General features: G+C 55.1%; 18 protein-coding genes and 1 riboswitch. Of the genes, 10 read left to right on the top strand and 8 right to left on the bottom strand.

Annotation, left to right across the window (positions count from 1 at the left end):
- Nucleotides 1-104: 104 nt before the first annotated feature.
- Nucleotides 105-455 carry an Abi family protein gene (locus tag CGL_RS06515; protein WP_197526093.1) on the bottom strand — a complete coding sequence of 117 codons (351 nt, stop codon included), beginning with the start codon at nucleotides 453-455 and terminating at the stop codon, nucleotides 105-107.
- Nucleotides 456-668: 213 nt separating this feature from the next.
- Nucleotides 669-785: riboswitch (SAM riboswitch) on the top strand.
- A 16-nt stretch (nucleotides 786-801) separates the two neighbouring features.
- Between CGL_RS06515 and CGL_RS06520 the strand changes: the two genes are divergently transcribed.
- A complete protein-coding gene (locus CGL_RS06520; protein ID WP_011265721.1) occupies nucleotides 802-1,263 on the top strand; it encodes a hypothetical protein in 462 nt (153 codons plus the stop codon).
- 212 nt (nucleotides 1,264-1,475) lie between these two features.
- Here CGL_RS06520 and malP read toward each other — a convergent pair whose 3' ends face one another.
- From malP to CGL_RS06540, 4 genes are all read right to left on the bottom strand, one after another.
- Nucleotides 1,476-3,863, bottom strand: a complete 2,388-nt coding sequence (gene malP / locus CGL_RS06525) for a maltodextrin phosphorylase MalP (protein WP_011014275.1) — start codon at nucleotides 3,861-3,863, stop codon at nucleotides 1,476-1,478.
- Between the two features lie 411 nt (nucleotides 3,864-4,274).
- Nucleotides 4,275-5,684 (bottom strand): MBL fold metallo-hydrolase, encoded by a 1,410-nt coding sequence (locus CGL_RS06530; RefSeq protein ID WP_011014277.1) that lies wholly within the window; start codon nucleotides 5,682-5,684, stop codon nucleotides 4,275-4,277.
- A 107-nt stretch (nucleotides 5,685-5,791) separates the two neighbouring features.
- Nucleotides 5,792-6,496: a sulfite exporter TauE/SafE family protein gene (locus tag CGL_RS06535; RefSeq protein WP_208400692.1), complete on the bottom strand. Its 705-nt coding sequence runs from the start codon at nucleotides 6,494-6,496 to the stop codon at nucleotides 5,792-5,794.
- A gap of 95 nt (nucleotides 6,497-6,591) precedes the next feature.
- A complete protein-coding gene (locus tag CGL_RS06540) occupies nucleotides 6,592-7,071 on the bottom strand; it encodes a hypothetical protein (RefSeq protein ID WP_003858864.1) in 480 nt (159 codons plus the stop codon).
- Nucleotides 7,072-7,131: 60 nt separating this feature from the next.
- On the opposite strand from CGL_RS06540, the gene CGL_RS06545 reads away from it, so the two are divergent.
- The gene (locus CGL_RS06545) at nucleotides 7,132-7,698 is read left to right on the top strand and encodes an HD domain-containing protein (protein WP_011014279.1); all 567 of its coding nucleotides are present in this window, start codon (nucleotides 7,132-7,134) and stop codon (nucleotides 7,696-7,698) included.
- Here the strand turns inward: CGL_RS06545 and CGL_RS06550 are convergent.
- Nucleotides 7,681-8,388 carry an IclR family transcriptional regulator gene (locus CGL_RS06550; protein WP_011014280.1) on the bottom strand — a complete coding sequence of 236 codons (708 nt, stop codon included), beginning with the start codon at nucleotides 8,386-8,388 and terminating at the stop codon, nucleotides 7,681-7,683. The genes CGL_RS06545 and CGL_RS06550 overlap by 18 nt on opposite strands.
- Nucleotides 8,389-8,568: 180 nt before the next feature.
- On the opposite strand from CGL_RS06550, the gene leuC reads away from it, so the two are divergent.
- Together leuC and leuD are read left to right on the top strand one after the other, a co-directional pair.
- The gene (gene leuC, locus CGL_RS06555) at nucleotides 8,569-10,014 is read left to right on the top strand and encodes a 3-isopropylmalate dehydratase large subunit (protein WP_011014281.1); all 1,446 of its coding nucleotides are present in this window, start codon (nucleotides 8,569-8,571) and stop codon (nucleotides 10,012-10,014) included.
- Nucleotides 10,015-10,030: 16 nt separating this feature from the next.
- Complete coding sequence (gene leuD, locus CGL_RS06560; RefSeq protein WP_011014282.1) at nucleotides 10,031-10,624, top strand: 3-isopropylmalate dehydratase small subunit; 594 nt, start codon at nucleotides 10,031-10,033, stop codon at nucleotides 10,622-10,624.
- A gap of 346 nt (nucleotides 10,625-10,970) precedes the next feature.
- Here the strand turns inward: leuD and CGL_RS06565 are convergent, their stop codons facing one another.
- On the bottom strand, nucleotides 10,971-11,981 hold the full coding sequence (locus CGL_RS06565; RefSeq protein WP_011265722.1) for an NUDIX hydrolase: 1,011 nt from the start codon (nucleotides 11,979-11,981) through the stop codon (nucleotides 10,971-10,973).
- A 277-nt stretch (nucleotides 11,982-12,258) separates the two neighbouring features.
- On the opposite strand from CGL_RS06565, the gene CGL_RS06570 reads away from it, so the two are divergent.
- Nucleotides 12,259-13,257 (top strand): NAD(P)H-dependent glycerol-3-phosphate dehydrogenase, encoded by a 999-nt coding sequence (locus CGL_RS06570; RefSeq protein ID WP_003858849.1) that lies wholly within the window; start codon nucleotides 12,259-12,261, stop codon nucleotides 13,255-13,257.
- A 24-nt stretch (nucleotides 13,258-13,281) separates the two neighbouring features.
- Nucleotides 13,282-14,364 carry a D-alanine--D-alanine ligase family protein gene (locus CGL_RS06575; RefSeq protein ID WP_011014285.1) on the top strand — a complete coding sequence of 361 codons (1,083 nt, stop codon included), beginning with the start codon at nucleotides 13,282-13,284 and terminating at the stop codon, nucleotides 14,362-14,364.
- A gap of 54 nt (nucleotides 14,365-14,418) precedes the next feature.
- Here the strand turns inward: CGL_RS06575 and CGL_RS06580 are convergent, their stop codons facing one another.
- Entirely contained in the window at nucleotides 14,419-15,399 is a 981-nt protein-coding gene (locus tag CGL_RS06580; RefSeq protein WP_011014286.1) for a DUF3515 domain-containing protein, read from the bottom strand.
- 67 nt (nucleotides 15,400-15,466) lie between these two features.
- Here CGL_RS06580 and CGL_RS06585 point away from each other — a divergent pair, with 67 nt between their 5' ends.
- Genes CGL_RS06585 through CGL_RS06600 form a run of 4 tightly spaced genes read left to right on the top strand, consistent with a single transcriptional unit; the run spans nucleotide 15,467 to nucleotide 21,048 of the window.
- On the top strand, nucleotides 15,467-16,456 hold the full coding sequence (locus CGL_RS06585) for a thiamine-phosphate kinase (RefSeq protein WP_011014287.1): 990 nt from the start codon (nucleotides 15,467-15,469) through the stop codon (nucleotides 16,454-16,456).
- Complete coding sequence (locus tag CGL_RS06590) at nucleotides 16,456-17,205, top strand: uracil-DNA glycosylase (protein ID WP_011014288.1); 750 nt, start codon at nucleotides 16,456-16,458, stop codon at nucleotides 17,203-17,205. Before CGL_RS06585 ends, CGL_RS06590 begins: the two co-directional genes overlap by 1 nt.
- 11 nt (nucleotides 17,206-17,216) lie before the next feature.
- The gene (locus CGL_RS06595) at nucleotides 17,217-18,920 is read left to right on the top strand and encodes a DAK2 domain-containing protein (RefSeq protein ID WP_011265725.1); all 1,704 of its coding nucleotides are present in this window, start codon (nucleotides 17,217-17,219) and stop codon (nucleotides 18,918-18,920) included.
- 4 nt (nucleotides 18,921-18,924) lie between these two features.
- Nucleotides 18,925-21,048 carry an ATP-dependent DNA helicase RecG gene (locus tag CGL_RS06600; RefSeq protein WP_011014290.1) on the top strand — a complete coding sequence of 708 codons (2,124 nt, stop codon included), beginning with the start codon at nucleotides 18,925-18,927 and terminating at the stop codon, nucleotides 21,046-21,048.
- Nucleotides 21,049-21,057 lie beyond the last annotated feature (9 nt).

Here is a 21,057-nt window from a genome sequence, read left to right on the forward strand (position 1 = left end):
TGCGAATCTCAGACACCCGTGAGTGGTCTTGAATCCAATTAGTGGCATCTTTCTCAATCCAAGAGGCGACATTAAAAACTGCTGAATCAAACATATTGAGGTTCCTATCGTCGACGTCTAAATGTGACTTGCTGAGCGGTGATAATTTTCCCAGGAGAATCGTTTGTTTTAGTTCTTCTTTTGGCGGTTGTTAGAGCTTTTTTGAACTGTTGAGCAAATCTAAAATAGCTATCATCTTCAAACCAGAAGGGGCCACGAGCAGATCGTAATTGGGCGTCAACCCTGTTTCTTAAAAGCACTTCTACATGTTGTATATCTTCTAAATATGCTTTAGATAACTGGGTATTCCAGATGTAAAAACCTTCGGGATTTTCAGAATTTCGGTATGTATTCATTCTAGGGATGGAGAACCACTGTTCGAGCTCTGCGATAGATGTAGGGGAGTTGCCAGTCACGTCGCCAAGGTCTTACACTTAGGATTCCTAAGCCCCGGAGTGATCCCTACCATTTTGGTACGTCACCGGGGCTCTTGTTTTTTCTTCAAGCGCTCGTCTCTGATGTCCTGAAAGAGTGGCTAGGGTATCGGTGAATCCATCGACACAAAAGGATTGGGACATTATAAATTCGGCTTGCATCTAGACCAAGCTGTCTGCTAATGTCGATTTTACGATCAAGAAGATCAGCCGCAAGCCCTTCGGCAGGCTGACTGGCAACCGCGCATCGCGCACGGTGCCCCCGAAGGAAGATCGGCTCTGTACTCAAAAGAATGCAGAGAAGAGCGATTTTTTGAAGGAGATTCCCATGGGGAATATTTCTGCTAAGCCTCCATTGCCCAATAGCTGCGGACATCATTTACCAGGACACGAACCCTACTACCTACAAGTAAAGGTTTTGCGCGAAAGGGCGACATGGGAGCCAGTTACTAACCTGCGTATGGATGGCCAGTTCGTCGAGTTTGATGCTGGTGGGGAACATATTCGTGGTTGGAATCATGATCCGGCTCGGATGGAATGGTTTGTAAAAAATGGTGGTCTGGCTGAATGGAGTGGATCTAGTCCAACCAGTCGCCTCATGCGTTTTGAGTCCAAAAATGGGCATTACATGGTCAGTATTGGTCCGAAGTACGACCGCAATGGTTGTTATGGCAATATTTCCCTGGGGATAGTGCCAACAAGCCCGGGCCTGGATTTTCACGAAGGATTTAAACAGGCTTTAGAGGCTTTCAAGTATGTTGAGCGGGAATATGGCACTGAACAGGATTAGGTAGAAATAACCGCGCGGTTTGATCAGGCGCCTCCCGCGCGGGAAACTATTTTTCAGGGGCACGAAGCGCGCTTTTCGACGAAGCCCCTTGCCATTGTGGGAAATAAGAATGCCCACCAACACTCGTCGAAAAGCCCTCTTTTAAACCCCTTAACCCCAAAAAACGGCTAACCCAAAAGGGTTAGCCGTTTGTTAGAAGCGGAGGTTAAAACCTACTTCTTAACAGCAGGAGTTGGCTCGAGCTTCCAGATCTCGGTGGCATAATCGCGGATGGTGCGGTCGGAGGAGAAACGGCCGGACTCGCAAATGTTGATCCAGGCCATGCGTGCCCAACCCAGGGGATCGGAGGCGTAGTCGGCGGCCATACGGTCGCGGGTCTCGCGGTAATCTGCGAAATCGCCAAGCACGTAGTAGGTGTCGCTGGCGTCTTTTCCATAACCGTGGATCAAGGAATGCTTGAGGTCGTAGAACAAACCACTGTTGTTGTCGTTGAGGGTGCCGTTATCCAGGGCGTCCAATGCGCGCTTGAGGCCAGGGACGGTCTCATAGAGCTCATATGGCTCGTAGCTTTCGCGCAGGGCTGGCAATTCTTCCACGCGAGCACCGAAGATATAGGCGTTTTCCTCGCCCACAGAATCCACGATCTCTACGTTGGCGCCGTCCATGGTGCCCAGGGTGAGGGCGCCGTTCATCATGAACTTCATGTTGGAGGTACCGCTGGCTTCCTTGCCGGCGGTGGAAATCTGTTCGGAGACATCAGACGCAGGCAAGATGTGCTCAGCAGGGGAGACGTTGTAGTTCTCTACAAAGACCACCTTGAGCAGCGGGGAGACCTCAGGATCGTTGTTTACCAAGTCAGCAATAGAGTTGATGAGCTTGATAATCGCCTTGGCGCGGACATAACCCGGCGCGGCCTTGGCGCCAAAGATGACAGTGCGTGCTGGGATGTCGGTGAGGCCATCTTCCTTAATACGGAAGTAAAGGTCTAGTACGTAGAGCGCGTTCATGAGCTGGCGCTTGTACTCGTGGAGGCGCTTAATCTGCACGTCAAAGATGGATTCTGGATCAATCTCAATGCCCTGGCGCTCGAGGATCCACTCGGCGAAGTCTTGCTTATTAGCAGCCTTGATAGCGCGGAGTTCTTCAAGCACGGACTTATCGTCGGCATAGGAGCGCAGCTTCTTCAGCTCATCCAGATCGGTTACCCAATCATCGGAACCGGAAAGTCGAGTGAGCAGGTCAGACAGACCTGGGTTGATCATGCGCAGCCAACGGCGTGGGGTAACACCGTTAGTCTTGTTGTTGAACTTCTCTGGCCACAGTGCGTACCAGTCAGCCAAGGTCTCGGCCTTGATGATCTCGGTGTGCAGCGCTGCCACGCCATTGATGGAATATGCCGCGTAACAGGCAATCCATGCCATATGAACAGTGCCGTGCTGGATTGGAGCCATGCGGTCGATGGTCTCTTCATCCAGTCCATCGGCTGCGCGCTCCAAACGGAAGCGGCGATCGATCTCTGTGATGATTTCCCACACGCGCCAGAACAGCTGTTGGAAGATCTGCTGATCCCACTGCTCAAGAGCTTCGGTGAGCACGGTGTGGTTGGTGTATGCGAAGGTCTTGGACACGATTGCCCAGGATTCTTCCCAGCCCATGTCATGCTCGTCCATGAGCAGACGCATAAGCTCAGGGATAGCCAACACTGGGTGAGTGTCATTGAGCTGCACGGAGTGGAACTCGGCAAAGTTGCTGAGGTCCTTGTGGTGCGCCAGGTGGCCCTGAATCATGGCCTGCAGGGAAGCAGAGGTGAAGAAGTACTGCTGGCGAACGCGCAGCTTCTTGCCCTCGTAGGTGGTGTCATTAGGGTAGAGCACGCGGCAGATATCGGAAACGCGCTCGCGCTCGATGATGGCGTCGGTAAAGCGCTGGGAGTTGAAGGCATCGTAATCGAATTCTTCCCACGGCTCCGCCTTCCACAGGCGCAGAGTTCCCACGTTGTGAGTGCCATAGCCGGTGATCGGCATGTCATAAGGAATAGCGCGGGTTTTCATATCGTCAAAGCACACAACCAACTGGTTGGATGCACGACGAATGGTAAAAGGATATTCCTCTTCGCGCCATGGGTCTGGCTTTTCTACCTGGAAGCCCTCGTTAAAGGACTGACGGAAAAGACCGAAGCGGTAGAGCAGACCATAACCAGTAACGGGGTAGTCCTGGGTAACAGCAGAATCCAGGAAGCAAGCGGCGAGGCGGCCCAAGCCACCATTGCCCAGTGCTGCGTCATTTTCGATTTCCAGGATGTCGGTGATCTCATGGCCCAGCTCACGGGTAGCAGCTGCAGCCTCATCAACCAGACCTAAGTTGGTCAGGTTGTTCAGCAGTGCACGGCCCATGAGGAATTCAGCGGAGAAATAATGTTGCTGGCGAGCAGCACCATAAGCTTCGCGGGTGCGCTCCCAATCATCGGCAATGCGCTCCTGGACTGCACGGGAAAGACCAGTCCAGAACTTGCGATCAGTAGCGAGGTCGGCGGGGGTGCCAGCAGCGGCACGAACATGGCTGCCGACGAGGTCGGCGGGGAGTGGCTGATTTTCAGTCATAGCAGATGAGTTTAAAGGAAAATGCCGGAAAATGAAGCCCAATCGGGCATAACCGGGACTATTAAATTCAATAATTGCTTCCGATTGCTAAAAACACTGCGCTTTTCGACGAAAAACTCTTGCCTGCGGCGGTGGGTTTGCGTCGAAAAGCAAAAAACGGCCAACCCCCGGAAGGATTGGCCATATCCGGCATGCTTAGCCGAAAAGCTTGGAAAGGAAGCCCTTGGAAGGCTCTGCCTTGTGGCCCTGGCAACGCTGGGAGCTCGGAACATTTTTCATAACCTGATCAACGTGCTGGCCGCAGCCTGCCCAGGTGGTCTTTCCGCACTTCTTACAAGTAACTGCGCGACACATAATGTGGCCTCTCTTAAAAGGGGTGATTGTTTAGTTGATACAGCGCCGGATCTAAAACTAGACGGCAGTCTGCAAGTTTTTAGGATTGGCAGCTGATTTTTCCCACGCGGCGTAGCTGCCCTCGAGCTCGATAACGGTGAATCCGGCGCGTCGCAAAGCATTGGCTACCACGGTATTTCGCGCTCCTGATTGGCAGAAGGTTACCAAAGTGCCACCCGCAGGCAGCTCATTGAGGCGCCACATGGCCGAACCTCCAGAAAGCTGCTGCGCGCCGGGAATGCTGCCAGCGGCAAATTCGGACTTTGCACGGATATCAATCAGTGCGTCATAGTTGGTCTCAGCTAGCTCAGCGGGGGAGATGAGTTCTGGCACAAAGGTAGGCAATCCATCGATACTGTTGGTGAAATAACGCACAGTGTCGATGCCAACCCGCAGCAAAGCGTCGCGGAAATCCGCAGCGGTATTGGCGTCCGGAGCCAAAACAATAAGGTCCTGAGCATCCTTTTGAGGATCAATAACCCACGCCGCAAAATTGGACGCCTTGGCGCCGCGCGGAATATTCAATGCCCCAACAACGGTTCCGAGATGGACTTGGTTTTGCTCGCGGGTATCCACAAATACTGCTTCAGAACCAAGCTTTTCGACGACTTCCTCGGCTTCTAGCTTCACAAGCGGGGATAATGTACTAAGTACTGCAGGTCCCTGCTTGTTCTGCTTTTTCATGCGAGCAAAGTAAGCGTGGGCATCTGGCTGGCCGTCGAGAAGCTCTTCCACAAAGCCGGCTTCATCATCACTGCGCAGATATGGAGCCCACCACGCATTAGCCTTTTCATATCCCACGGTGGTGCTAGGGATCGCGCCCAATGCCTTGCCACAAGGGCTGCCAGCACCATGACCTGGATAAACCTGAATGTGGTCGGGGAGTGCAAGGAACTGCTCTTTTAGGCTATGGAAGAGTTGCTGTGCTCCGGCGAAGCGGGTGTCCACGCCGCCAGCTGCCTCATCAAGTAAATCTGGACGTCCCACGTCACCTACGAAGACGAAGTCACCGCTGAGCATAAAACCGGGATCCTTTGAGACCGCACCATCAGTAATCAAAAATGACAGGTGCTCTGGAGTGTGTCCGGGAGTGTGCTTGGCTGTGATGGTGATATTTCCCAGCTTGATGGTGGAATTGTGCATCAAGGTGGTGCCTGTAAAGCCATATTGCCAATCAGCTCCGCCTTCGCCAGAGAGGAAAATCTCGGCGCCGGTGGCAGCTGCAAGTTCGCGAGTACCGGAGAGATAATCGGCATGAATATGGGTTTCGGTTACGGCGCTAATGACCATGTTGTTTTTTGCTGCAAGGTCCAGATAGGTCTGGATATCTCGGCGAGCATCAACAACAATCGCTTTGCCTTCGCGTTGGCAGCCAATGAAATAGCTGGCTTGGGCGAGGCCTTCTTCGTAGATGCGTTCAAAAAGCATGTGACACCTTAGATCAAAGTTGAGGGGATACCCGTGGGGGTATATGTAGAGCCTAAAACATCGAGCTTTAATCTGTCAAGATACCCTGGGGGGTATATTTTGAAGTTTTAAAAAAGGTCCGGGAAATTCTGAAATCCCATATAGATCGAAATGAAGATCAAGAAGCCAGCAAAACCTAGTTGCAGTGATGATGCTTTGACCTTTTTGGCTAGTTTTACGCCACTAAAAGCGCCCAATACGGTGGTGATGATAATTGGCGAGATCACTGACCAGTCAATACTTGCCAAATCGGAATATCTAAATCCCATGGCAATAGCGCTGTTAACGGCGATCACCACTAGGGAAGTGGCGCTAGCCTGCCGCATGGAAAAACCGAGCGCAAAAATCAAGGCTGGCACAATGGCAAAACCGCCACCCACACCAAAAAATCCCGTCAAAAATCCCACGCCGGTGGCACTAAGAGCAATGGCAAGGATGCTTGGCCTTCTGGTTATGTATTCTCGGGTGCTTCTTAATTTAGAAATCATGGTCAACGCCACCACGAGCGTGAGGATGGCAAAGCCGCTCAGGAGTAGGGAATCGGGGATATTGCTAGCAAGGTGACTGCCCACAAATGAGCCGACCAACCCTAAAAGGCCAAAGCTTAGACCCTCTTTAAGGCGGACGTGCCCGGCAGCGTATTGGCTGATCAGTCCAATGAGGGCGCCAAGTCCGATGATGATTAATGAAGCTGCAGTAGCTTGCGTGGCGCTAAAAGAAAATCCATAAATAAGCAGCGGAATGGCAAGGATGGCACCGCCACCACCGAGCATGCCAAGAAGTAGGCCTATTATTAGGCCGCCAAGAAGGGCTAGAATCACCTGGCTAACAATACCCTGGGGGGTATTATGAAACCAAGCTCACGTTCTTAGTAAAAATAAACGCTGGCGTTAGTGTTGCTACGGCATGCACTTACTTTCGCACTCTCATTAGTGCAGCTCATCTGATATTCCTGGCCAGTGACGGGGCTGGTGACATTAATGTCCATCGGTAAAAAGTCGCGGATATCTTCAGTGGTGGCATTTACTCCGGTTACTAATTTTTGATGCACCGCGCCGACAAACTCGCAGCTGGTATCCGTCCCTGCGAGCCAGGTAGTGGTGCCGTATCCATCGCCATAAATGCATACTGTGGCTCGCGAAACTTCCAGGTCTACAGAATCGCCCAGCTGTGCATCTGGGGGAACTGGGTTCGGGGCGGATGTAGTGACCGTTGTGGTGAGCATGGTCGTGGCGGTTGTGGTGATTGTTATTGGTGACTGAATGGGATCGGATTCCTGGCTGCATCCACTTAAAGTTGCAAGCATAGAAACTGTGAGGATTAAGGCTCTAGACTGGAATTTCAACATCTATTCCTCCTGCGATTTGCATGGGATATATATTAAAAATTCTAGCCGAAAGTTTCCTGCGTGAATACACTTTCCCCGCGCCTTCGCAAAGCTATGAATACTGCCGCGTGGGCACACCGCCACCACGTACGCAAAGGCGGTGGAATTCCGTATGTCAGCCATCTTTATTCAGTGATGTACTTGCTGGCCAGCGTCACTAATGATGAAGATGTGCTCATCGCCGGGCTGCTCCACGACACCCTCGAAGACGTACCCGAGGAATACAATTCTGCCCAACTTGAAGCTGATTTTGGTCCGCGGGTGCGCGAGTTGGTGGAAGAGCTCACCAAACAGCCCTTAAAAAGCTGGAAAGCGCGTGCCGACGCTTACCTCCTGCACCTCAGCGCAGGTGCCAGCTTAGAGGCTGTCTTAATCTCCACCGCAGATAAACTGCATAATCTCATGTCCATCTTGGATGACCTTGAAATACACGGTGAAGATTTATGGCAACGCTTTAACGCTGGCAAAGAGCAGCAAATCTGGTGGTATAGCGAGGTTTATCAGATATCTCTCCAGCGCTTAGGGTTCAATGAGTTGAATAAACAACTGGGGTTGTGCGTCGAAAAGCTCTTAAAGCAAAGCGCCTAGGCGCTCGGCGGCGTCGATAAGCTCGGTGCCCCACATGGCGGCGGGGTGGGGCTTGAGGCGCTCGGCCACGCCGGAGATGGACAGTGCCGCGATCATGGATCCGTTGGAATCAAAAACAGGGGAGGAGAGGCTAGCAAGGCCGAGCTCACGCTCGCCCACGGACTCCGCTAAGCCGCTGGCGCGCACCTGGTCAAGCTCCTCGCGGGAAAAGACGCTGGCAGAGGGGATGGGGAGGTAGGCGGCAAAAACGCGCGCTGCTGACCCTGCATTTAAAGGCATGCGAGTGCCCACGGGAACCACGTTTTTTAGCCCGGAGCTGGGCTCTTGGCTGGCCACACACGTGCGGGTGGTGCCGGTGAGGCGATAAAGCTGAACGGATTCGCCGGTGCGCTCCATAAGGTCGGCCATAATTGGTACGGCCGTATCGATGAGGGTGTCAGCGCCGCGTGCACCCAATGAGGCAAGCCGTGCGCCGATGGTCCATCTATTATCGCGGGAGCGTGCCAACATGCCGTGTACCTCAAGCGCTGAGGCGAGGCGGTGGGCTGTAGCCCTGGGCAGATCGGTGGCAGCTGCGAGCTCTGCCAACGATCGAGGCTGTTCTGCGATGACATTGAGGATTAATACAGTGCGGTCTAAAACCTTAATACCGCTCTCGGTGGAGTCCTCGATAATTTCTTGCTGTCCCATACCTTGAATTTAGCATTTCACCCAATGAGACGTGGTGAAGGGATTCACTGTGTGTGGGGGTATAAAAAGATTTTGGGCGGGAGGTGACATTTATGCCTCTTAATAGCTATACTGTCCCATGAAACGATATTTTAATCTCATATAGTGAGATTTACAGATTTTTAAAGGACGGTGAGTTCCATGACCAGCCCCGTGGAGAACAGCACCTCAACTGAGAAGCTGACCCTGGCAGAGAAGGTGTGGCGCGACCATGTCGTGTCCAAGGGAGAAAACGGCGAGCCCGACCTCCTCTACATCGACCTGCAGCTGCTGCATGAAGTGACCTCACCACAGGCATTTGACGGCCTGCGCATGACCGGCCGTAAACTGCGCCACCCAGAACTGCACCTGGCCACCGAAGACCACAACGTGCCAACCGAAGGCATCAAGACTGGCTCACTGCTGGAAATCAACGACAAGATTTCCCGCCTGCAGGTATCTACTCTGCGCGACAACTGTGAAGAATTCGGCGTGCGCCTGCACCCAATGGGTGATGTCCGACAGGGCATCGTGCACACCGTCGGCCCACAGCTCGGCGCAACCCAGCCAGGCATGACCATTGTGTGCGGTGACTCCCACACCTCCACCCACGGTGCTTTTGGCTCCATGGCATTCGGCATCGGTACCTCAGAGGTTGAGCACGTCATGGCTACTCAAACCCTGCCACTGAAGCCTTTCAAGACCATGGCCATTGAAGTTACTGGTGAACTGCAGCCAGGTGTTTCCTCCAAGGACCTGATTCTGGCGATTATCGCCAAGATCGGCACCGGCGGCGGACAGGGCTACGTTCTGGAATACCGCGGCGAAGCAATCCGTAAGATGTCCATGGATGCACGCATGACCATGTGCAACATGTCCATCGAAGCTGGCGCACGTGCCGGCATGATCGCCCCAGACCAAACCACCTTCGACTACGTTGAAGGCCGCGAAATGGCACCAAAGGGCGCCGACTGGGACGAAGCAGTTGCTTACTGGAAGACCCTGCCAACCGACGAAGGCGCAACCTTTGACAAGGTCGTAGAAATCGATGGCTCCGCACTGACCCCATTCATCACCTGGGGCACCAACCCAGGCCAGGGCCTGCCACTGGGCGAATCCGTACCAAGCCCAGAAGACTTCACCAACGACAACGACAAGGCAGCAGCCGAAAAGGCACTGCAGTACATGGACCTGGTACCAGGAACCCCACTGCGCGACATCAAGATCGACACCGTCTTCCTGGGATCCTGCACCAACGCCCGCATCGAAGACCTGCAGATCGCCGCTGACATCCTCAAGGGCCACAAAATCGCCGACGGCATGCGCATGATGGTCGTGCCTTCCTCCACCTGGATCAAGCAAGAGGCAGAAGCGCTCGGACTGGACAAAATCTTCACCGACGCTGGCGCTGAATGGCGTACCGCAGGCTGCTCCATGTGCCTGGGCATGAACCCAGACCAACTGAAGCCAGGCGAGCGCTCCGCATCCACCTCCAACCGAAACTTCGAAGGACGCCAAGGACCAGGAGGCCGCACCCACCTGGTATCCCCAGCAGTCGCAGCCGCCACCGCAATCCGCGGCACCCTGTCCTCACCTGCAGATATCTAAGGAAGGCTAGAAAACAATGGAAAAATTTACCACCTACACCGGCGTTGGCGTTCCACTGCAGCGATCCAACGTGGACACCGACCAGATCATCCCAGCCGTCTACCTCAAGCGCGTCACCCGGACCGGCTTCGAAGACGGACTGTTTTCCAACTGGCGCCAAAACGACCCCAACTTTGTCCTCAACACCGACACCTACAAGAACGGCTCCGTTCTCGTAGCAGGCCCTGACTTTGGCACCGGCTCCTCCCGCGAGCACGCCGTCTGGGCACTCATGGACTACGGCTTCCGCGCTGTCTTCTCCTCACGATTCGCCGACATCTTCCGCGGCAACTCCGGAAAAGCGGGCATGCTCACCGGCATCATGGAACAGTCCGACATCGAACTTCTGTGGAAGCTCATGGAACAAACCCCAGGCCTCGAACTGACCGTGAACCTGGAAAAGCAGATCGTCACCGCAGGCGACGTAGTGATCAGCTTCGAAGTTGACCCCTACATCCGCTGGCGTTTGATGGAAGGCCTCGACGACGCTGGCCTGACCCTGCGCAAGCTCGATGAAATTGAAGACTACGAGGCTAAGCGCCCTGCGTTTAAGCCACGCACTAACGCTTAAGTTTCAGTCTGATAGCGAAAGCACCCCGTGATCTTCCGTCGCGGGGTGCTTTTGTGCGTCTTGGTGGGCGAGTGGAGTGGGCATGTCTGGAATAGACCAAGAGGCCCTGGATTCCCTTAAGGTCTTGGTCTTTTTCGTACGTTTTGAGGCCTGGGAAGTGCATATCCAGACCAAGGGACCCCGGTAAGCCAAGACCCTTGGTTTAATATGACGCTCCGCCCCGAGCAAGCCGAAACCATTACCTAGAACGCATGAAAAGTGCCCCTCCAGAATGGGTTCTAAGCCCCTAACAGGCTCAAACCCAAGCCCATACCCACTCGCCAAACTGGAGGCCTTAAACGCGCTCCTATTTAACCGGCAGGGAACTCGCCAGGTAATCAGCGCCGGTGAACACACCGTCGTGAAAGCTCAACACCCACACGCTGCCCTTTTTCGCCTTGATCTTCTCATCGATAGGGAGGGTGCCGTTCTCGGAGAACCATTTGATCATTTCCGGAATGATGTCGCCCTGCCCAACGATCATCGGCACGCCACCTTGCGCGACCACGTCGGTGAAGCGCTTCTTGCAGGCCTCGGGATCGGTTTCCCAGGCGTCGTCGCCGAACAGTCGGTTGACGGACACGTCGAGGCCGAGCTCATCGGCAAGGGGGAGCGCGGTGGCTTGGCAGCGATCGGGCACCGCCGAGTAAATTGCGGTGGGTTTGAAGGGCAACAACATGGGTACGAGCATTTCTGCTTGTCGACGCCCCTTTTTGTCCAATGGGCGCTTATTGTCGTCGCCACCCCAGGTTTGGCGACCATGTGCATGAGCATGGCGAACATACAGCACCCGAGTGGTGGAAGGAGTGCGGAAACGCTTTGCTGCCTTGGCCAGAACTTCGGTATCTACTTGGTAGCTGAGCAACTCGCATGCTTCATCAACAGACAGCCAACGGATTTCATCAACTTCATCGTTGGGGACAAACTCTCCACCAAGAACCTGGGCAGTCCAGTAGTAGACCACTTTGGTTCGGTCGAGCACAGGGTAAGTAACCTTGCCGATCAGCTTGCCCAGACGGATGTCGTAGCCAGTTTCTTCAAGGATTTCACGGGCCGCGGTTGTCGGAATAGACTCGCCGGGATCGACTTTGCCCTTGGCCAGGGACCAGTCATCATAGTGCGGGCGGTGGATGACAGCGACCTCGATGCTGTCCGGGTTGGTGATGTCGCCGCGCCACAGTACTGCACCTGCTGCAAGAGTTGGGCGGGTGAATTCCTCAGTGGGACGCGCCGGGATCTGTTGCAGGCGACCGTTGATCAGCATGGCTGAATCTTGGTCTTTGTCCACCTCATGAGGCTTATTGTTCTTATTTGCCATTGGGTGCGATTCACCTTCCGCGTTGTGGTGCACACAGTTCTTGGTAGAAACCAGATTAAAAACGCGCACATAAGTGAATGAAAAACTACTTCCATCTATTGTTCACCAGCGACCCGCTCATTGCACATTCTGGACTCGGCGTGTGGCGACATTTTTGGATGATTCCTGGCAAATTCTGGGCAGCAGCGGCAGGTTTCCAGGAGGTTTCCATGCGGGTGGCTTGGGACATGGGCTAACCTGAGACGGTTAAATATCGTTTTCGAAAGGTGGGTTTCGCGTGGTTTCTGTAAGCGTGATGGGTGCAGGTTCCTGGGGAACCACGTTGGCCAAGGTCTTCTCTGATGCTGGCAACGCTGTGACGTTGTGGGCGAGGCGGGAAGAGTTGGCAAGCACCATCCGTGACAGCCATGAAAACCGTGATTACCTTCCGGGGATTACGTTGCCGGAGTCGCTGCAGGTCACATCATCGGCAACGGAGGCTTTAGAGGGCGCAGCCATTGTGGTGTTGGCGATTCCTTCGCAGGCGTTGCGTGGCAATTTGGCGGAGTGGAAAGAGACGATCCCGCAGGATGCGACCTTGGTGTCCTTGGCTAAAGGTATTGAAAAGGGCACGCACCTGCGGATGAGTGAAGTGATCGCGGAGGTGACGGAAGCGGATCCTTCACGCATCGCGGTGTTGTCGGGGCCAAACCTTGCTCGTGAGATCGCGGAGGGGCAGCCTGCAGCTACGGTGATTGCTTGCCCTGATGAAAACCGAGCGAAACTTGTGCAGGCTGCAGTGGCTGCGCCGTATTTCCGCCCGTACACCAACACTGATGTGGTGGGCACTGAAATCGGTGGTGCGTGTAAGAACGTCATCGCGCTGGCCTGTGGTATTTCCCATGGTTACGGCCTGGGTGAGAACACCAATGCATCGTTGATTACTCGTGGCCTTGCAGAGATCGCACGCCTCGGTGCCACATTGGGTGCGGATGCGAAGACTTTTTCTGGCCTTGCGGGAATGGGCGACTTGGTGGCTACGTGTTCATCACCGCTGTCGCGTAACCGCAGCTTCGGTGAGCGTTTGGGTCAGGGTGAATCCCTAGAGAAGGCTCGCGAGGCAACCAATGGTCAGGTTGCGGAGGGTGTTATTTCCTCGCAGTCGATTTTTGATCTTGCCACCAAGCTTGGTGTGGAGATGCCGATCACCCAGGCTGTCTACGGTGTGTGCCACCGAGATATGAAAGTAACTGACATGATTGTGGCTCTCATGGGCAGGTCTAAGAAGGCTGAGTAGTCTTAGGTTGTAAGCTTCAATGCTGTGAGCAACTCTAATTCTGGAAAAGTCCGCGTCGCAGTCGTTTATGGTGGTCGCAGTTCTGAGCACTCCGTCTCCTGCGTCTCCGCTGGTGCTATCATGGCCCATCTCGATCCTGAGAAGTACGATGTGATTCCCGTCGGCATTACTGTCGACGGCGCGTGGGTTGTTGGTGAAACCGATCCACAGAAGCTAACTCTCATCGATCGCACCATGCCTGAGGTGGAGCATCATGAAGAGGTTCGCCCAAGCCTGGATCCCGCACACCGTGGAGAGTTCCACTTTTCCGATGGCAGCTTGTATGCCACCGCTGATGTGATTTTCCCTGTGCTGCATGGTCGTTTTGGTGAAGACGGCACTGTGCAGGGTCTGTTTGCACTGTCTGATATTCCGGTCGTTGGCCCAGGTGTGCTGGCCTCTGCTGCGGGAATGGACAAGGAATACACTAAGAAGCTCATGGCAGCGGAAGGGCTGCCCGTTGGCCGTGAGGTGATTCTACGTGATCGTACCGAGCTGACCGAGGCAGAAAAGAACCTGCTGGGCCTGCCTGTATTTGTGAAGCCTGCGCGTGGTGGCTCATCGATTGGTATCTCTCGTGTTACTGCGTGGGAGGATTTTAATAAGGCTGTGGGGCTTGCTCGTGCCCATGATGAGAAGGTCATTGTGGAATCAGAGATCGTTGGCTCTGAGGTGGAGTGTGGCGTGCTGCAGTATCCAGACGGTCGTATCGTGGCGTCTGTTCCTGCGTTGCTGTCTGGCACCGAATCAGGCGCTGGTGGATTCTATGACTTTGATACCAAGTACTTGGACAACGTTGTTACTGCAGAGATCCCAGCACCGCTTGATGAGAAGACCACGGAACTGATCCAGTCTTTGGCTGTGGAATCTTTCCAGGCTCTTGCGTGTGAAGGCCTTGCTCGCGTGGACTTCTTTGTTACCGCCAATGGTCCTGTGCTCAATGAGATCAACACCATGCCAGGATTTACCCCCATTTCCATGTACCCACAGATGTTCACTGCATCAGGCGTGGCTTATGAGGAATTGTTGGATGTGTTGGTGCAGCAGGCATTGCACCGCGACAACTAGCATCAAATAAAAACAGCCCCACCTCTCAAACAAGGTGGGGCGATTTTTTATGTCTTATTCCGCAGGAACCGTGTCTTCAATGAAACCGGAGATAGTAATCAGGGAAGAGGAAGCAGCCTGAGGCAGAGACACGGCGATGTCGATCTCGCGTCCAAGGGCATACCAGGTAGACGAGGTGGTACCGGAGGCCAAAATGGTGTCCTCGAACCACGGGATGTCATCGATCTGCTGCAACATGGCACCGGCTGCGTAGTTCTCAGAAGGCTCCACGCCGCAACGGATCACAATGGGTTCTAATCCCGGCGTGTCCCACGCGACTGCGTCGTCGGAGTATCCGGCGGCCTGCATGCGGTCCTCCTCGATGCGTTCGTACGTTGTGCCGTCGTCGCCGCCGACTTCGAGTTGGCGGGGGAGGGCGTCGAAAAGCGAAGTGCATGTGGTGCCGGCTGAGCTCAAGCCGGTAAGTGGGGCGTCGAAGGGCTGGCCGTCGCGCTTTTCTAGCTTGTCGACGGCGCTGCTGAAGGGGGCGACGGGGTTGTCGGCGCTGTCGGTGCTGATGTCATCGGCGGTGATGGCGACGACGGGGAAGCGGTTGACGGAGTACCAGGTCTCCAGGGAGGAGCCGGGGGTCATGTCGGAGACAGGTAGCCAGGTGGTGCCGTCGACGTCGACGGTGTTGGCGAGCGCGGTGTACTGGAATGGCATATCGACGCCACAACGCAGCGTCACACGCTCGAGGTCTGAGGTGGACCAGGCGGCAGCGCCCGGTGGAACAGGATCCATGATTTCTGCACGGGTGTGCCCGAAGGCCTCGCCGGGGAGATCCTCGAGTAATGCGGCGCACTCAGCAGATTCTGCGTCTGGGGCGGGAAGCCCACTCATGGCTATCTGTTGCTGGCCGGCGGGGCCAAGGAGGACTCGGGCGCCGAACAGCACCGCCAAAACCAACACAATAGATAACACTAGGGCAATAATCATGGGGGTTTTGTTAATTCCCCCGTTGGCTGGGCGACCAGCACTGTTCACGGCACTCATGTGTCCTGAGCCTACCTGTGGGGCGATAGACTAGAAAAATACTGACACTTGAACCAAGGAGTTGACTTTGGCGCACTCACTTTCATTCCCGGATTCGCTTCGCGACGGGCCAACCGTTGGAGACCTCGGGGAATTTGAAGTGATTCGGGTAATCACGGAGCAAGCTGGATCATCTCTCAACGGCGATGACGCAGCTGTGCTTCGGCATGCATCACCCAATTCCAGGGCTGTTGTCACCACCGACATGTTGGTTGCGGGTAGGCATTTCCAATTGGATTGGTCCACCCCGGAACAAATAGGGCAGAAGGCGATTGTGCAGAACTTTGCTGATATTGAGGCGATGGGTGCACGTCCAGTAGCCGCATTGTTGGCGATTTCCGCCCCCACACACACCCCCGTGGAGTTTGTCCGAGGCTTAGCCCGTGGCATGAATCAACGCTTGGAGGAGTACTCCGCGGAACTTGTTGGCGGAGACATCACCAGCGGGGACTCCTTGGTTATTGCTGTAACTGCAATTGGTCAACTGGGTGGATCCTTGCCAGAGCTGACGTTGGGACGTGCCCGACCAGGACAGACCCTGGTGGCCCACGGAAAGATCGGTTACTCCGCAGCAGGCCTTGCTCTACTGCAGCACTTTGGTCCAGACAACGTTCCAGAGCACCTTCGCCCCTTGGTGGATGCACACTGCGCACCAGTTCTCACCCCAGGCCGAGGCATGGTGGCACGCGCTGCTGGAGCGACCGCCATGACTGATAACTCGGACGGACTGATTGTGGATCTTAACCAAATGGCCATGAAGTCTGGTGTGCGCATCGATGTGGATTCCTCTAGCATCAGCCCCGATGAACTCCTTAGCGAAGCCGCTTCCGTACTCGGAACAGACGCCTGGCGATGGATCTTAAGCGGCGGGGAAGACCACACCCTGCTCTCTACGACGTTTGGCGATGCCCCCTCTGGATTCCGCACCATCGGCCAAGTCACCAAAACACGCCACGAAGACCTCGTCACCGTAGATAAGAAAACCCCCGCATTTTCCGATGGATGGAGAAGCTTCTAATGACCAACACCCTATGGAATTCAGTAGACGAACTCCCCATCCACGACTCCTGGAAACCAGTACTCAAACCAGTCGAAGACGCCATCCGAAAACTCGGTGTATTCCTCGCGGAAGAAGAATTCCTTCCACCAGTAGATGACGTATTCAGAGCATTTAGCTACCCCTTTGACGCAGTAAAAGTACTGATCATGGGACAAGACCCATATCCCACCCCAGGACATGCCATGGGACTGAGCTTTTCCACCCAACCAGACGTACGACCACTGCCACGGAGCCTGAACAATATCTTCAAAGAGCTGGTGAGTGATGTCGGCTCTTTAGGCGATTCGGCGTCAGAGCAGGGGGCCTTGGACTTAGGTATTAACGCGCCGGGCTCTGTCGCTGGCACACAAGTTGCCTTGCCCGCGGACGGCGACCTCCGTGCATGGAGCAACCAAGGCGTCGCATTGTTCAACCGCGTACTCACCGTCCACCCAGGCCAGGCCGGAAGCCACAAGGGTAAAGGCTGGGAAGCGGTAACCGAACAGGCGATTAAAGCCTTGGCGGAGCGGGATCAACCCTTGGTGGCAATCCTGTGGGGTAAACAAGCCCAAGAGGTACAGAAATTCCTTGGAGATACGCCGTGTATCTGCTCAGTGCACCCATCACCGCTGTCGGCGTCGAGAGGCTTTTTTGGCTCTAAGCCTTTTAGTCGTGCGAACGAAATCTTAAGCAGCCTCGGTGCCACCGAGATCGATTGGTCGCTGTAAGGTATCTGATTATGTCCAGTTCCGAAAGCTCGCGTTCCGAAGGCTCGCAGCCAGCACCGTCTGTACAGCCTGAACGCCGTGCTGATTCAACGGGGGCTCCTGCGGCAGCTTCCAAGGAAGCTTCCCAACAAATGGACGCTGCCGGAGTTCTTGAGTGGGCCAGGACCGCTGTCGAGCAGCTTTCTGAACGTCGTGCAGAGATCAATGCACTGAATGTCTTTCCTGTTCCAGATGCAGACACTGGATCAAACATGACCTACACCATGACAGCTGCGTTGGATGAAGCGCTGAAACTGGGGGAGTTGGGTGATGTCGCAAGGATTACTGAGGCTTTGGCTGTTGGTTCTGTGCGTGGAGCCCGAGGAAATTCTGGAGTAGTCCTTAGTCAGGTCCTTCGCGCTATTGCTCAGGCAGCTGCTGACGGGGTTATTGATGGCCACACAATCCAAGAAGCGCTATCCATTGCTCGCTCCCTAGTTGATCGCGCAATTACAGATCCTGTGGAGGGCACTGTTGTCACTGTGTTGCGTTCTGCAGCTATTGAAGTAGAACACCTCGTGGAGGCAGGACACGCCGCGTTGCCCGATGTCGTCAACGCAGCAGTGAAAGCAGCACGCACCGCGCTTGCCAGGACGCCATCCCAACTAGCTGTTCTCCGAGAAGCCGGAGTTGTTGATGCCGGGGGACAGGGCCTAGTTATTCTCCTGGAGTCCCTGGCCGAACAAATCAACGGAAACCCACCTCACCATCCATCGCACCACAGTGAACCAGCCGAAGAACCCTCCTTCCACGGCAAAACCGGCGACCTAGAAGTGATGTTTTACATTGCATGCGACTCCGCGCAAACACTCGATGCTCTCCACAACGAACTTGAAACACTAGGCGACAGCCTGCTCATCGCCCGAGAAACCAATACCCGCGGCACCGTTCACATCCATTCGCGCCGGGCAGGCGAGGTCATCCAAAAAGCATTTGCCGCAGGAGACGTCAGCGAACTCCGCCTTGAAATCCTCCCCGATACTTCCGGCAGCTTCACGGAAGAACCACGCCGGGTCCTCATGGCTGTCGCACCTGACGGCCTGGTGGCGGAGCTGTACCGCAGCGCTGGAGTGAAGGTGGTGGCCCGCAACATCGCGCAATCCAAGTCTGATGATGTGGTGGCAAAGATCGTTTCCATCGCGCGCAAGTCTGGTGCCGATGAGGTGATCTTGCTGCCCAACGGTCTTTTGACCAAGCGTGAGCTGGTTTCCATTGAGCGTTCCAGCCATGCTTTTGAGCAAAGTGTGGTTATTTTGCCTACTGCCACGTTGGTTGCAGGTCTTGCAGCGGTGTCCGTTCATGAGCCAGCGCAACCCCTGGCGGTGGATTCCTATGCCATGGCAGAGGCCGCCGGTTCCATGCGCACGGCCACGATCCGCGCCGCCACCAGCGCCGCGCTCACCCAGGCCGGCGCATGCTCCAAGGGTGATCTATTAAGCTTCATCGGCCCGGAGATAGCTCTGGTCTCCGAGGAGCTCAACGACGCGCTATCGCGCACCGCTTTAAGGCTTCTCGACGGCTCCAGCGAGCAAATTACCCTTCTCATAGCGCAAGACCGTCAGTCCGCCTTCGACGAAGATGTTTTCCGCCGTGGCCTGGGAACTCACACGGATGTGGAGATCACGGTCTATCCTGCTACTGGAATGGAGAATCTGGTAGAGATCGGAGTGGAGTAGCCACATGTTGGGTTGGCATGACGAGCGTTTGCTCAAAGACATCCTTCCGGCAAAGGAAGCCACAGCGATTAAAAAGGCGCTGGGCTACACCACTGCGGAAGAGTTGCTCCGCCACCATGTGCGCAAATACTCCCACCACGGCTCTGGCGTGGGAATTGGTGATGCCACTGAGGGCGATCTTGTTACCATCGTGGGTCAGGTCGCCTTTGCCAAGCAGTCCTATACCCAGTCCGGCAAGATGCTGTACAAGGTTACAGTCTTGACTGAGACGGAACGCATCGGCATTTCCTTCTTCGGAGCCAAGCACATTCCGCGTCTTCTCCCAGAAGGCACTCGTGCGCTTTTTACCGGCAAGGTGAAGTTTTTTCGCAACGAACCTCAGCTATCTCATCCAGAGTTCATTGTGATCCCAGATCCTGGATCAGGCCGCCGACTCACCGCCACTGGCGGTATGAAATCTCTGGCTGCCTACGGCGATGTGGAAGAAGTGGCACTTCGTTTGGTGGATCGCGAATACATCCCGATCTATGCCGGCACCGCCACCATGACTACCTGGCGGATCATGGCTGCAGTGCAACGGGTACTGGAAACCATGCCGGTGATCAAAGAACCACTGAGCGTGGTGCCCGAAGGCATGCCCAGTTTCGACGAGGCCATCCGCGGCATTCACGATCCAGGCCATGAATCTCCCAGCACGTTTATCAACCGTCTGAAATACAACGAAGCACTATCGCTGGCCACGGTGATGGCGATCCGGCGTGCCGATACCAAGAACCGCAAAGCACCACCCATGCCGCGCGCACTCAAAGGGCATCAGCACATGCTCATCGATGCACTCAACTTTCAGCTCACAGTGGGACAGAAGCAAGTGATCCGTGAGATCAGCGCGGACATTGAACAACGCGTTCCCATGTCTCGTCTGCTCCAAGGTGAGGTTGGTTCGGGTAAAACCATCGTGTCGTTGATCGCGATGCTGCAGGCAATTGATTCCGGTAGGCAGTGCGCCATGCTCGCCCCGACGGAAGTGTTGGCCACCCAGCATGCCCGCAGCCTGAGCAAAACTCTCGACGACGCAGGCCTTGATATCAATGTTGTGCTCTTGACTGGCTCGATGCCCACGGGAGCCAAGAAGGAGGCTCTGCTGGAAATCATCTCCGGTGACGCAGACATTGTGGTCGGCACGCATGCGCTGATCCAGGACACCGTGGAGTTCTTCGACCTTGGCCTCGTGGTGGTGGATGAGCAGCACCGTTTCGGCGTGGAGCAACGCGATCAACTGCGGACCAAGGGCAGGGAAGGCCTGACCCCGCACCTATTGGTTATGACTGCGACCCCAATTCCGCGCACCATCGCCATGACGGTGTTCGGCGACTTGGCGGTGTCCACGTTGCGTGAACTTCCAGGCGGGCGCCGGCCGATTCAAACCTCGGTGATACCCGATCACAAACCTGGCTGGGTTAAACGCGGTTGGGAACGCATCGGTGAGGAAGTCCTCGCCGGACGCCAAGCCTATGTGGTGTGTCCGCGCATTGAAGGCGAAGGCGGCGTGCTGGAAATCCACGCCTATCTTTCCGAACAGGTATATCCAGGATTGAATGTTGGAATGCTGCACGGTCGCATGGACACGGATCTCAAAGATTCGGTCATGCAGGAATTCGCCCAAGGTGAGATCGATATTTTGGTCGCCACCACGGTCATTGAGGTCGGTATTGACGTTGCCAACGCCACCGTCATGCTCATCCGCGAGGCGGAACGCTTCGGCGTTTCCCAGATCCACCAGCTGCGCGGCCGTGTTGGCCGTGGGCAGCACGATTCCCTCTGCCTGCTGCACACCACCTTCGACGAGGACTCCCCACAAGGCCAACGCCTCGCCGCAATTTCCACCACAACCGACGGTTTTCAACTCTCTGAACTTGATTTGCAGGTACGCCAAGAAGGCGACGTGTTGGGCACCCGCCAGTCCGGCAGCGACACCAAACTCCGTCACCTCTCGTTTATCAGCGACCAAAAAATCATCGAGCGTGCGCTTATCGACGCCACCGAGCTGGTTGCCGCCAGCCGTTCCAGGGCGCTTGAGCTGGTCAGCGACATCGCAATGATCAACCAGGAATACCTGGAAAAGAGCTGATATTGATAG

Source organism: Corynebacterium glutamicum ATCC 13032 (assembly GCF_000011325.1).
Lineage (GTDB): Bacteria > Actinomycetota > Actinomycetes > Mycobacteriales > Mycobacteriaceae > Corynebacterium > Corynebacterium glutamicum.